The organism is bacterium (genome assembly GCA_035703895.1).
Taxonomy (GTDB): Bacteria; Sysuimicrobiota; Sysuimicrobiia; order Sysuimicrobiales; family Segetimicrobiaceae; genus Segetimicrobium.
Genome location: DASSXJ010000206.1, coordinates 1 through 12,898, shown reverse-complemented (window position 1 = coordinate 12,898; position 12,898 = coordinate 1). Strand labels below are relative to the sequence as shown.

Genomic DNA, 12,898 nt, shown 5'->3' with positions numbered 1-12,898 from the left:
ATAACAGGATGTTCGTGTCAATAAAGAGGTTCATACTGGCCTCTAATTCTACCAACTTTGTTTCGGCTATGACCCCAAAAAGTTGGACACGAATAGAGGATCAACTTCGTAGCTGAGGAGTGTGGTACGGTCATGGTAGGGCTCCTGACAGAAGGAGGCCGCTACCGTGGGGAAAGCCAAGCGCCAGGTCTCACCCCAGGTAAAGTTTCAAGTCGTACTGGAAGCCCTCGCCGAAGATAAAACGCTCGGCCAGATCGCGAAAGCGTATGGCGTTCACCCCATTTCCGTGGGGTTGTGGAAGAAGACCTTCCTGGAGCGGGGCGCGGAGATCTTTGCTGGAGACCGTGCCAAGGAGGACTATGAGCGCCGGATTGCCGAGCTGGAGCAGCTGCTCGGCAAGAAAGAAGTGGAGATCGCCCTTTTAAAAAACTTCTTGCGCCGCACACCATGAGTATCACGCAGAAGGTCACGCTGGCCCGGACGGCGGTACCGGCGTACGGGCTGCGTCCGATCTTGGAGGCTGTGGGGTTGCCCCGAGCGACCTGGTATTATTACCAACGCCGGCGGCGGACCTATGCGGAGAAGTACCGGCATCTGCGCTGCCCCCTGGAGGCCATCGCTAGAATCCATCCCGAGTACGGCTATCGCCGCGTGACCGTCGAGCTTCGGGCGACCTGGGGACGCGACATCAACCACAAGGTGGTCCAGCGGCTGCAGCGCTTGTGGGGCTTGCCACTACTACGCAGAACCCGGCATCCTCGGCCGAGCGGGATCCAGCAGGCCATCGCGAGCGCGGGGCGGCATGCGAATCTGATCAGCGACAAGGCGGACATCGAGCCATTTGCCGTGAGTTATGCGGACTTTACCGAGCTGAGTTACGCCGGCGGCCAGCAGAAAGGCTACATGATCATCTTGGTCGACCACGTGACCAAGGTCGTCGTCGGCTGGGCGGTCGGCAATCGAAAGACCACGGAGGTGGCCTTGCAGGCCTGGGAGCGGGCGAAACAAACGCTGGCCACGTGCGCGGCGAGTTGGCAGGGGCTGATCGTGCATCACGATCAGGATCCGGTGTTTATAGGGTACCAGTGGACGTCCAGACTCCTCAGGGATGGAGTGCGAGTTTCCTACTCGCTTCGAGGCGCCAGGGGGAACCCCGAGATGGAAGCCTTCTTCAGCCGGTTCAAAACGGAGAACCGATCGTTGACGCTGGATTGCCAGACGCTCGATGAACTCACAGGCATGATTGCGCGAAGGATCGACTATTACAACCGCGACCGGAGGCACTCAGCGATCGGCTACGTGGCTCCACTGAACTATGTTGACCTCCTTGACCTCCAGTGCCCCGGGAAGGCCGCGTATGAGTAGAATAGAATTTGAACAGATGCCCCCAAAAAGAGAGATACGCTCAGTTGGTACCTTCGCCGTTGACTTTCCTCACGCCGAAAATGTGGAGGGGTTCTATGGATCTCGAGACGCTCACCCAGGCGCAGCAGCCTGCCAAGATCCCGCGGGTTGGGTTTCTGTCGCCCGTCTCTGCCCCGACGCCAGGCGCTTCTCCCGAGCCTGGTTCCAGTTTCCAGGCATTTCGACGGGGGCTCGGCGACCTTGGGTATGTTGAGGGCCAGAACATCATTATCGAGCCCCGATTTGCCGAAGGACAATACGATAGATTCCCCGCCTTTGCCGCTGAACTGGTCGGTCTCGAGACGGATGTCATCTGTGTGCAGGGCGCGGTCACTGTCCTGGCCCTTCAGAAGGTTATCACGAGCATCCCCATCGTCTTTGGGATCGTGGCCGATCCAGTTGCAGCTGGTATGGTCTCAAACACAGCGCGACCCGGCGGAAACATCACGGGAATCACCAGCTTTGACCCACAACAATCCAGGAAGCAGCTCGAACTCCTAACGCAGGTGATCCCGGGGCTCGCGCGTGTGGCAATTCTTGGGGATCAAGGTGTTCCTCAAATCTTCGAGAGGGGATACGAGGTGGCGGCAAGAGTGCTCGATCTGCAACCTCAGTGGCTTCGGTTGGAAGGGCCCGCTCCGGATCTCGACGGAGCCTTCGAGGCGTTCAGGAGGGAGCGCGCAGACGCTCTAATGGTACTGGAGGTACCTATAACCGGGATCCATCAGAAACGAATCGCCGAACTGGCGGCCAAGAACCGGCTACCCACGATTTTCCCGAGGGACTGGGTGCACACAGGGGGTCTGATCGCCTATGGAACGAGCGTCGTCGACGCGGTGGGGGGCATACCAGCGTACATGGACAAGATCCTCAAGGGGGCCAAGCCAGGCGACCTGCCCGTGGATGTGGTTACGCGCTATGAGCTGGTCATCAATCTCAAGACGGCTCGGGAGATCGGTGTCACGATCCCCCCCGAGATGCTTAAGCGGGCGGATCGGATAATCCAGTGAGGGAGTCAACCACCTGTCCCCGCACTCCCGAATCTGCTCATCAGTCCAGTGGCCCGGGAAGTACCGAATGCCCCGGCCTCGCGTGACCTGAACCTTGCGGATCTCCCCACTGCGTTCGAGCATCTCCAGATTCCGCTTCATGTAGACAGACCCGCGGGACCGGACGTAAGCCATCAGAGCCCAGCGAGGGAGACCACCGAAGCGAGCGGACGCGGCGTGACCTGAGGACGAAGACCTCTATGCGAAAGGTTACGCGCATTCAGAGTGCGGAGGGGCCCCATGCGGCTCGCCGGCCCGGAGGGGGATGCGCCCCCGGTCCGCTACAATGCTCCGGCTGCCTCGGACCAGACCGGCAGAGCCCCGCCGCGAGGGGAACGGGGTCTCTGGGCTATCGACGAAGGCGAGGTGTTAGTTTGATGCTCACCTGTGGAGGCGATCCACAGGCATTCGCCAGGCCAAGCCAATCAAGCGTTGCAGAGGAGGTGAGAAGGAGAAGGAAGATCAGTTGACAGCCAGAGCCACAGTCTGGTGCTCTGCCCTTGAGCTACGGCCACCGCGAACGTCAGCATTGTAGCATCAGCCCAACGGAGCGTCCAGGGCATCGGCGAGCGCCTCGACTAGGTGCAGCGCGCGGCGCCCCGTGCCGTGTTGGATCTGCTGCCGGCATGACGCCCCGGCGGCTATCACGAGGGCGTCCGGCGGCAGGTCGCGGACGGCTTTGAACAACGCTCGCTCGCCCATCGCCAGCGAAACCTCGTAGTGTTCCGCCTCATAGCCAAAAGAGCCCGCCATCCCGCAGCACCCGGAATCTACCTCCCGCACGGTTGCGCCCGGCAGCCACCCGAGCGCGGACAGCGAGGGCTGCGTGCCAACCATCGCCTTTTGATGGCAGTGTCCGTGCAAGAGCACCGTGCGATCCCGGCGGGCGAACGGCAGCCGGATGCCATGCGCGGAGAGGTGGACGAGAAATTCCTCAATCATCCACGTTGCGCGGGCCACGGTCTCCGCCGCGCGGCCCGGGACGAGGTCGGGATATTCGTCCTTGAGCGTCACGGTGCACGATGGTTCGAGGCCGACGATGGGGACGCCCGCATCCGCCACCGGTTCAAAGCGGCGGGTGTTCCGTTGGGCCAACGCTTGAGCCTCCCGCAGCAGCCCGTTGCTGATCATCGGCCGCCCGCAGCACTCCGAGGACGCCAACTCGACGCGGCATCCTGCCGCTTCCAGCAGCCGCACGGCCGCCTGCCCGATGGACGGGTAGTAGAATTCGGTGAACGTGTCGACGAGGAGCGCCACGCGGCCGCCCCCCGGCAGGGACCTCGCGGCACCACGCGGGGCGCCTCCGCGGCGAGAGCGGGAGTTGAACCACCGGGAGAACCGCTGACGCGTGAAAGCGGGAAGCCGCCGCCGGGAGTCGATGCCGGCCAGCCGGTGAAGCGCCCACCGGACGGGCGCGCTCCCGAGCATCCAGTTCGACACGGGCGCGGTCGCGGACCCGAGCCTCCCTAACATCGCGGCCTGGCCGAACATCCGGGCTCGGAGGGGTACCCCGTGAGCCCCGTAGTAATGGGTCAGAAACTCGTGTTTGAGCTTGGCCATGTCCACGTTGCTGGGACACTCCGCTTTGCACGCTTTGCACCCGATGCAGAGGTCCATCACCTCGTACAACTCGCGACCGGTCAACGCCTCCAAGGGCAGTTGACCGGAGAGCGCCGCCCGCAGCGCGTTTGCGCGCCCCCGGGTGCTGTGCTCTTCTTCCATCGTGACCATATAGGACGGGCACATGGTCCCAATCCGAACCTTCCGGCAGGCCCCCACCCCGCTGCACAACTCCACCGCGTTGGTGAACCCACCGTCCCTTGCAAAGTCCTGCACCGTGGGAATCGACGCCGCATGGTACGCCGGACTGAATCGGAGGGACTCCACCATGGGGGACGCATCTACGATCTTGCCGGGGTTCATCCGCCACTCCGGATCGAATGCGGCCTTTACCTCCCGGAACGCCTGGTACAGTTGCGGACCAAAGAGCTTTTCGTTGAAGTGGCTGCGTGATAGTCCGTCTCCGTGCTCCCCGCTCATCGCTCCGCCGAACTCCTGAACCAGATCGCTGATCTCGTCGGCCATCTGGCGCATCGTGTCGAGGTCGCGCGCATCCTTCAGATTCAGGATCGGCCGGGCATGGAGCAGGCCGACGCTTGCGTGCCCGTAGAACGAGGCCCGGGTCCCGTGCCGCTCGACGATCTCGCGAAACCGGCGGACGTATTCGGCGACGTGCTCGGGCGCGACCGCCGTGTCCTCAACGAAGGCGACGGGCTTGCGGGCGGTCTTCATCCCCAGCAGCAGGCCGACCCCCGCCTCACGGATCTGCCAGAGGTTCGCTTGCGCGGCAGGGTCGATCGCCCGCACGAAGGCACCCCGGAACCCGCGCCGCCGCATCCGCGCTTCGAGCGCGTCGAGGCGTGGGATGAGCGCCTTCTGACTCTCCCCGCCGTACTCGACGGCGATCAGCACCTCAGGATCGCCCTCGATGAACGTCATCTTCTGCGCATAGCCCCGCATCTCGCGGGCCATGTCCAAGACGATCTTGTCGATCACCTCGACCGCGGTCGGCTGGGTCTCGAGGACCTCGGGGGTGATCTCCAGCGCCTGGATGAGGTCGTCGAAGTGCAGCACCGCCACGACGGAGGCCGGATGCCCGGGCACGATGCGCACGGTGGTCTCGGTGACTGTGGCGAGCGTCCCCTCCGACCCGACGATCACCTTCGCGAGATTCATGGAGCCGCCCGGCGGAAACTCGTCGAGGTTGTAACCGCCGACGCGCCGTTGAACCTTGGGGAAGCGGCGCGCCACCTCATCGCGGTTCCGCTCGATAATCTCGGGGATTCGGCGATAGAGCACGCCCTCGGGGCCCTCGAGACGCGCCCGCGCGGCCACTTCGTCAGGGAGGAGCGGGCCGAACGTGACCGGTTCCCCTCCGGCGAGCAGGGCCTGGATGGAAACGACGCTGTCCACGGTCTTCCCGTACACGATCGAACGCGACCCGGACGAGTTATTGCCGATCATCCCCCCGATCGTCGCGCGGTTTGCCGTAGAGGTCTCCGGCCCAAAGATCAACTTGCTCGAGGCGAGCGCCGCCGTGAGTTCGCTGCGCACGACGCCGGGCTGGACCCGGGCCCAGCCGGCGTCGGCGTTGATCTCCAGCACCCGGTTCATGTACTTCGAGAAATCGAGCACGACGGCGTGCCCGACCGTCTGCCCCGCCAGGCTCGTTCCGCCCCCTCGTGGGAGCACGGGCACCTGGGCGCGCCGGGTGACATCGAGCGTCGCCTGAACGTCGTCGGCGTCACGAGGGATAACAACGCCGATCGGCTCGATCTCGTAGATGCTGGCGTCGGTGCTGTACAGGGCCCGCGACACCGGGTCGAAGCGGACCTCTCCGCGCACAACGCGCCGAAGTTCGTGGGCAAGATCCATGCTCACATCACGGACCGCATGTCCCCGCCGAGGTACCCGGTGATCATGATCAGGCCGGCGCCGAGGAGCGAGAGGAGCACAAGCCCCGGGTTCAGCCGGTTCGACGTCCGCCATCGCCAAATAAAGATCCCAAGGAAGATGGCGGTCGAGATGTATGCTAGCCAGCTGTGCACACGGTGGCGAAGCAGCAACCCCGTGCCGACGCCCTGCCGCATCTGGTCGAGGAGGTCCGTCCATCCGAACAGAATGCTCGCCGCCGCGCCGAGGAGCCCGAGTCCGACCATCCAAAACGCCATGTCGCGGAACAGCGTTGCCTCGCGACGCCGCCACCCCAGGACATCAAATAGCGTGCTGGCCAGCCAGAAAGCGATAGGGAAATGGACGACCAATGGATGCACCAGCATGCATCTGACCTCCCGGCCTACTGGTATCAGCAACGGCAGGGCGACGCACGCTGTCGACAGAGGACCGGGGTCGCCCTGTGCGCATCGCGCCCGGTCGTCCCGATGGTTCTCCCCGCACCGGGATTGAACCTCTACGACGCACCCGGCCCACTCATCCGCCCTACGAGGACTGCAGTGAGACCATCTCGAAGAGTGCAGGCATGCATCCTCTCTTCGCCTACTCGACCTTGCCGAACGCGATACGACCCAGGGATCTCCCCAGCAGATGAGCGCCTCATTCTCCAGCCGTCCGGAACCGCTCGGTTCTGGCCGGCTGAACACGCGCGCTTCGTCACTGCCTGGGGAGGCGACCGCGAGTCAGACCGCGCTCAACGGCTGGCTCGCCGGGTTCCTGATCGTCGTGATCACCGCCGTTCTCATCGGGCCACTGCTGGCGGGAGACCTCCGTCCGCTCCAGGCCGGATTGTTCCTTCTCGGCCTATACATTCTGAAGGTGACGGCTGCGGCGATGTGGTCGACCCGGATCCGCCGCCGCCGGCCCGCGGCGCTCGGTCCGCTCCCGTTTGTCTCCGTGCTCATCCCAGCCAGGAATGAGGAACGTGTGATCGCGACCACGGTCGCCGAGGTCGCCGCGCAAGATTACCGGGGACCCGACGGCCACCCTCGATTCGAGATCCTCGCGATCGACGATGCGTCCGCCGATGAAACGGGCGCCATCTTGGCCTCTCTCGCTACCCGCCACGACCACTTACGTGTGTTGACCCGCTCCCCGATCGAGGGAGGCGGCAAGGCGGCGGCGTTGAATGCCGCGTTGCCCCACTGTCGGGGCGACGTCATCGTCGTCTTCGACGCCGACATCCTGATCGCACCCGATTTTCTGAAGACATTGGTCGCGGCGTTAGACCCCTCGGTCGCCGGGGTGCAGGCGCGCGTCCGTATCTACAACCGGAATGCCCATCAGCTCGCCGCATGCCAGGATGATGAGTTTGCGGCGTTCCACAAGGTCATGCAACTCGGCCGCGATGCCCTCGATGGCGCCGTGGGCCTGGGGGGGCAGGGTCAGGCGGTGTGGGCCTCGGCGCTCCGTCAAGTGGGGGGATGGCACATCGGGGCGTCCACCGAAGACCTCGATCTCACGGTCCGGCTCGTCCTGGGGGGGTTTCGTGTCACGTTCTGTCCGGAGGCTGTTGTCTGGCAGGAGGGGGTGACGAACTTCACCGCGTTCCTCCGCCAGCGCCGGCGCTGGGCGGCCGGGAACCTTCGGGTGTGCTTTGCGTACCTGTGGCCCCTGCTCCGGGCCCGCGTGGCGCTTCGCCGGAGGCTGGACTACGCGATGTACCTCGTCAGCCTCCTCACCCCGTTCTGGATTCTGGTGTCGTACCTGGTCGTGAATCTCCGTCACGTTGTCAACCCCGAGCGACCCCTCGCGCTCGCGCCCATTTACATCGCGACCAGCGCCGTCGCCTACTTTCCGATGCTCGTGCTTGGGTTATGGGGGGAGGTTACTCGGTCCCCACTCGACCTGGTGTGGCGGGTCGCCCGGCTGTGGGGCTACAGTTTCCTTTGGATCCCGATCGGTCTCGCAGCCTTGTGGCAGACCCTCGTGGTACGAACGCCCGTGTGGGATAAGACGTTCCACGTGGGGTTGCCGTCCGAGTCGCTGCCTCGGGAGCGCATTCTTGTCGGGCAGGGCGCAGTCGACGGCGACGGGTAAGGCACAACAAGCCGACCGTTAAGTCGTGCGGCCGGCCTCATTTCGATGAGGCTGGCCGCGTACGCCGCTGCCACCCACGTGCCTTTCGCACACTCTACCGCGTCACCCCGGTCGGCTGCCGGTGCTCAAGCCACCGGTGGGCCCAATGCAGCATGAAGGCGTCCGCTTCCTCCTTCGTGGGAAACGTCTCAACGTCCCGGGGCGCGATCACATACTCGAGCCCTGGGTTGCCGGCCTCGGACACCGTCGCCTTCGGCCTCCACCCCTTCCGCAACCCGCGCCCCGATGGGACCCACTGCGACTGTGGTTCGATCCGGCACCCGTTGCGCTCGATGACCGCGTCGCTCATCCACACTCCTCCACGGCGGTAGCCGCCGAAGGTGTATGCCCGAATGAGCGTCCTTCGAGACCTCGGCGTTCCTACACGAGCGCCGATCCGGATCCTCGACCGGCGGACGTGGCGCCGCTGGTGGCGCGTCGCCCCCGGAACCAGTCGATCGTCCGCAGAAGCCCCCCTTCCAACGACATGCGGGGCTGAAAGCCGAGCACGAGCCGCGCCCGTGAGATGTCAGGAACGCGGCGCCAGATGTCTTCATAACTCTGCCCATAGGAATCCTGGTACGGCAAGAGCTTGATCTCGGACGTAGACCGGCTCAAGGACCGAATCAGCCTCGCCAGGTTGAGGATGCTGATCTCGGTGGTATCCCCAATGTTGAGGATCCTGCCATTGGCTTCCACACTGTGCCCGGCGAGGAGGAGCCCCGCAACCGCATCCTCCACGTACGTGAAACACCGCGCCTGCCGGCCGTCGCCGTGCACGGTCAACGGTTCGCCGTCGAGGGCCTGCTGGATGAATCGGGCAACGACCGTACCATATCCGTGGCAATGAAGCCGTGGCCCGTAACAATTGAACAGGCGGATGACGGCAACCGGCAACCCCGTGGTGCCGTAAGCGACTGCGAAATGCTCGTTCATGGCTTTCGCCGAAGCATACGCCCAGCGCGGCGTGTTCGTCGGACCCAGTACCCGGTCGTGATGCTCGCGCAACGGGGTCTTCGTGCTCTTCCCATAGACCGCGCACGAGGACGCGAGCACCACCTTGCGTCCGTGCTCCGCGGCTGCGGCGAGGATGTTCTCGGTGCCTTGAATGTTCACGAAAGCCGCGTGGAGTGGATCCTTGACGAGGGTCTCGGAATCCAGCACCGCGGCCAGATGATACACGACGTCGCACGAGGCCACGAGGACCCTTGCCAGTTGCTTGTTCAAAATCGAGTCCTTGATGAACTCAAGACGCGGGTTCAGCATGTGGTCGGAGACGTTACCGACAGACCCCGTGGCCAGATTGTCCAAGACCCAGACCTCATCGCCGCGCTCGAGGAGGGCAGCTGCGAGATGCGATCCGACAAAACCGGCTCCACCGGTGATCAACGCACGCATGGTTGGCCTCGTCTTTGGGAGGTATGCTGCGACATGACCCTACCCTACCCCTTGAACACACGGACGACTACCCGTTGAGTGAGGAAAATTGCCCCCCCATCCGAACGAAGTCGTCGGATGAAGGAACAAGATCATCTGCACCGTGGATGGCGGACGGTACCAATGCGATTCTGGCAGAAGATCCTGGCGCGCCCGGCAGGACTCGAACCTGCGACCCGCTGCTTAGAAGGCAGCTGCTCTGTCCGCTGAGCTACGGGCGCGCAAAATCCTTATATATTAGGCTCCCAGAGGATGAAGGCAGCCGGTACACCCTTTGGGGGGTCCGATGGAGACTGTACCACAGACCCTCTCTTTCTCCAAGGCCTGGGAGGCGTTCGAACCGGCCGCACGCGTAGAGGGCCGGTCCCGCAACACCCTCCGCGTCTAAAGGGATCCTGGGATTGCGCTTTAGAGGCTCCGGCCGATCAGTGTGCCGTATGCGCCCCCGTGATCTCCCCCGTTGCGATCGGACCTACCTCCGGCAGAGTCGCAGGCGCGCTCGGCGCCCGGGCGGCCAGCACAAACGCGGCACCCGCGACGGCATAGGACGCGAATCCAGTCCAGAAAGACGCGGAGATGCTTGTATTCAGCGAGACCGCGGTCGCAAGCACTGAGGCGCACACGGAGGTGGCCCCGTTGATGCCCCACAGCCATGGGGTCAATGGAGCATGCCGGGTTGAGGCCGCGCACATCCCCAACGGGAACGCCATTCCCATGAACACCCCGAGGGGGAACAGGATTGATGTTGCCAGCAGGATGCGCAGCATCGTCGTTGCCGACTGAAACTCGCTGATGATATAGGGCGTGAGCTTCCCGAAGAGCGCGAGCGCGCAGAGCAGCAGCACAAGGCGCAACCCCGCCGCGGGAACAAGACCCCGGGAGCCGATGTTCTGGGTCAACTGGCTACCGAGACCGCTGGACAAGAGGAGCGCGAACAGCACGACCGATAGGCCGTACGTCGGATTCCCCAGGAAGATGATCAGCCGCTGCATCTGCGATATCTCCACGAACATGAACCCGAGGCCGATGCTGGCAAAGAACACAAACAGCGGGCCGGCTCCCTTGAGCGCCGCCTTTTTGGTCGTCAGGATGAGTGGCACGATGATGCACGTCACCGTCAGCGCGATCACCACGATCAGCAGAATGGCCAAGGTGAGGACGGCTTTCTCATTCGTGGCATCGTGGTGACGTCCCGGCGTGATTTTGAAAACATCCCGGAGCCGGATCGTGTTGAAGAAAAAGGGGCTATCGTCGGTCGGCGCGGTGATGTTAAACGGGAAGTTTGCCGCCACCGTTCCCACGTCTTTGCCCGAGGCGAGGGCCGCGAACGTCGCATCGAGCGCGTACCGCTGCGTCAAGACAAGGTCAAATTTCTGCGCGCGCGCAACCTGCTCGATCGTGTCGATGTCCTGGTCGGAAAACGGCTGCTTGCTGACAAGGATCGTGCCAACGCCGTCGGGCGTGTCGGCGTCCTCGCCGGTCGGGATGTTCCTGACGATGATGATGTGGCCCCGCGGATCCTTCACGCCCTCCCGTTCCAGGGAAGCGGTGGCGAGGGATGTCATCCTGTAGATTTCGGTCGGGCTACTCCGAAAATACCAGCGGGTAAACGTCAAGATCCCATGGTCGCTCAGCCGATCGAGAAAGAGCTTCCATGCCTCCACGGTGTACAGGGAGTTCTCCGTGAGCACGTACGCCCCGGCGGCGGTGGCCGCCCATGTGCTGGCGAAGGACGCCTGGATGATATCGAATTGAGTCCGCTGGCGGGCGATGTAACTGCGTGCCTCGTCGGCGACAAACGTGACCCGAGGATCCCGGTCGAGGTGACCCGTGAAGTCGCCGAACCGCCGGTTGACGGCATCAATAGTATCCTGATTGATCTCGACCCCCACGACCGATCGTTGTCCGAAGACCAACGCGGAGAGGATATCCCTTCCTCCCCCGGAGCCGATGACCAGCACTCGAGCATTGTGACGAATGTAGTGGGGCAGGTTGATCACGTCGTCTTTAAGGTACGCGACGGTCCGCAGCCCGCCGTCGAGCGCGGTCATGAGCGTCCCGGTGCTGGAGTCGATGTTGAGCGAGAGTTCTCGGGTCGTCGTCTGCGCGGGAATGGTCCTGCTGAGTCCCGCCGCCGAGGGCTTGACGGGCGTCGTGGGCTCTCCGCTGATCGCGATGCGCGAAAAGGAATTCCATTTCTGATAGAGCGGCAGCGGCTCGAACGCGCCCTTTACCCAGACCACCCTCAGCCAGGGAGCCTGGTGCGCGGCGGAAACCGCCTGGCCGGCTACGGCAAGCGCGAGCACCACGCTCGAGATCAGCGCCGCCCGCTTCAACGCGCCGGCGCTGAACAGGGCCGCGCCAGCCGCAGCCAAGAGCGCGGCGACGAGCACCGCACCCGGCCCATCGGTAAACCACAGGGTGAAAATCACGGCCAGACAGCCGCATGCGGCTCCGGCGAGGTCCGTGGCGTAGAGCCTGCCCACATGCCGGGGAAATCGCGTCAGCGCCAAACAGACACAGATCCCGCTGAACACAAACGGGACCGATATCGCCGCATAGGTCAACATAATGGAATAGACGATCACGAGCGATCTGGCAACGACGAACGGAATGCTGGCAAACGTCAAGAAGCTGACGACGATGGACAGGCTGAAGAGCCACGCGCTGAGCGCCAGATGATAGTGCGTGCGCTCCGGGGCGAAGTAGCGGGGGAACAAATACACCAGGATCGCTCCGACGGTCATCCCAAACAACGCCACCGAGATCGCCATGAATGCGTAATGGTACCACATGGTCACGCTGAAGATGCGCGTCAGTAAGATCTCGTGCATCAACGTGGCGAGCGTGACCATGAATACGCCGGCGTACGTTCGTCTGCTCAACACCGTTCGAACGTCTGTCAAAGCATCATCTCCTCCGGTCCCCCGCCCTAGCCGAACGCATCCCAGACCCGGTGGGAAAAGCCGAGCAGCCCTGGCGGTCGCAGGGCGGCCGTACCCCGCTTACCTGGGGAATTGGGGCAAGACGGATAAGTTTGAAGGCAAGGTACCCCACCCGAGCCTGCCAAGGGGAGGGGAAGCAACCTTGCCTCGAGCTGACCGTACCAGCGTGCTCGTCGGACGGGAAGGGTGTGCCGCCAAGTTCACCTATCGCCGGAAGCCGTCGATCCGTGCGAACCCCGGCTTACGTTAGTGGTTCCTCGCTCTACCGGATTGCCTTGGGCGCCGGCACGCCTTTCAACGCATATCGCTTCCGATGAAATCTCCTCTGAGCGTTCACGACGGCTTGACCCCCAACCATGCGCCGAAGTTCATCCACCGCCAGAAATTCTCCACCCTCGTGAACCCGGCTTCGCGCAGGAGATCCTCGTTCCACTTTGCGGTGACCGGCACCAGCACGCCCTCTAGCGAGAA

Annotated in this window: 9 protein-coding genes and 1 tRNA gene; 4 read left to right on the top strand and 6 right to left on the bottom strand. The window is 63.6% G+C overall.

Annotated elements, in window-relative coordinates:
- The first annotated feature begins 166 nt into the window (after window positions 1-166).
- The 3 genes from VFP86_13870 (at window position 167) to VFP86_13860 (ending at window position 2,414) form a co-directional block, all read left to right on the top strand.
- Window positions 167-451 carry a transposase gene (locus VFP86_13870; GenBank protein HET9000724.1) on the top strand — a complete coding sequence of 95 codons (285 nt, stop codon included), beginning with the start codon at window positions 167-169 and terminating at the stop codon, window positions 449-451.
- A complete protein-coding gene (locus tag VFP86_13865) occupies window positions 448-1,365 on the top strand; it encodes a DDE-type integrase/transposase/recombinase (GenBank protein ID HET9000723.1) in 918 nt (305 codons plus the stop codon). The genes VFP86_13870 and VFP86_13865 overlap by 4 nt, the downstream gene beginning before the upstream one ends.
- A 95-nt stretch (window positions 1,366-1,460) precedes the next feature.
- On the top strand, window positions 1,461-2,414 hold the full coding sequence (locus VFP86_13860; GenBank protein HET9000722.1) for an ABC transporter substrate-binding protein: 954 nt from the start codon (window positions 1,461-1,463) through the stop codon (window positions 2,412-2,414).
- Window positions 2,415-2,990: 576 nt separating this feature from the next.
- Here VFP86_13860 and VFP86_13855 read toward each other — a convergent pair.
- A complete protein-coding gene (locus tag VFP86_13855; protein ID HET9000721.1) occupies window positions 2,991-5,888 on the bottom strand; it encodes an FAD-linked oxidase C-terminal domain-containing protein in 2,898 nt (965 codons plus the stop codon).
- A gap of 2 nt (window positions 5,889-5,890) precedes the next feature.
- Window positions 5,891-6,292 carry a DUF2231 domain-containing protein gene (locus VFP86_13850; protein ID HET9000720.1) on the bottom strand — a complete coding sequence of 134 codons (402 nt, stop codon included), beginning with the start codon at window positions 6,290-6,292 and terminating at the stop codon, window positions 5,891-5,893.
- 265 nt (window positions 6,293-6,557) lie between these two features.
- Between VFP86_13850 and VFP86_13845 the strand changes: the two genes are divergently transcribed.
- Window positions 6,558-8,006 (top strand): glycosyltransferase family 2 protein, encoded by a 1,449-nt coding sequence (locus tag VFP86_13845; protein ID HET9000719.1) that lies wholly within the window; start codon window positions 6,558-6,560, stop codon window positions 8,004-8,006.
- Window positions 8,007-8,100: 94 nt separating this feature from the next.
- On the opposite strand, the gene VFP86_13840 is transcribed toward VFP86_13845, so the two are convergent.
- The 4 genes from VFP86_13840 to VFP86_13825 form a co-directional block, all read right to left on the bottom strand.
- Window positions 8,101-8,355: a hypothetical protein gene (locus tag VFP86_13840; protein ID HET9000718.1), complete on the bottom strand. Its 255-nt coding sequence runs from the start codon at window positions 8,353-8,355 to the stop codon at window positions 8,101-8,103.
- Between the two features lie 71 nt (window positions 8,356-8,426).
- Window positions 8,427-9,443, bottom strand: a complete 1,017-nt coding sequence (locus VFP86_13835) for an NAD-dependent epimerase/dehydratase family protein (protein ID HET9000717.1) — start codon at window positions 9,441-9,443, stop codon at window positions 8,427-8,429.
- A gap of 184 nt (window positions 9,444-9,627) precedes the next feature.
- Window positions 9,628-9,703 (bottom strand) — tRNA-Arg (locus VFP86_13830).
- A gap of 204 nt (window positions 9,704-9,907) precedes the next feature.
- The gene (locus tag VFP86_13825; GenBank protein HET9000716.1) at window positions 9,908-12,388 is read right to left on the bottom strand and encodes a hypothetical protein; all 2,481 of its coding nucleotides are present in this window, start codon (window positions 12,386-12,388) and stop codon (window positions 9,908-9,910) included.
- Between the last annotated feature and the right edge of the window lie 510 nt (window positions 12,389-12,898).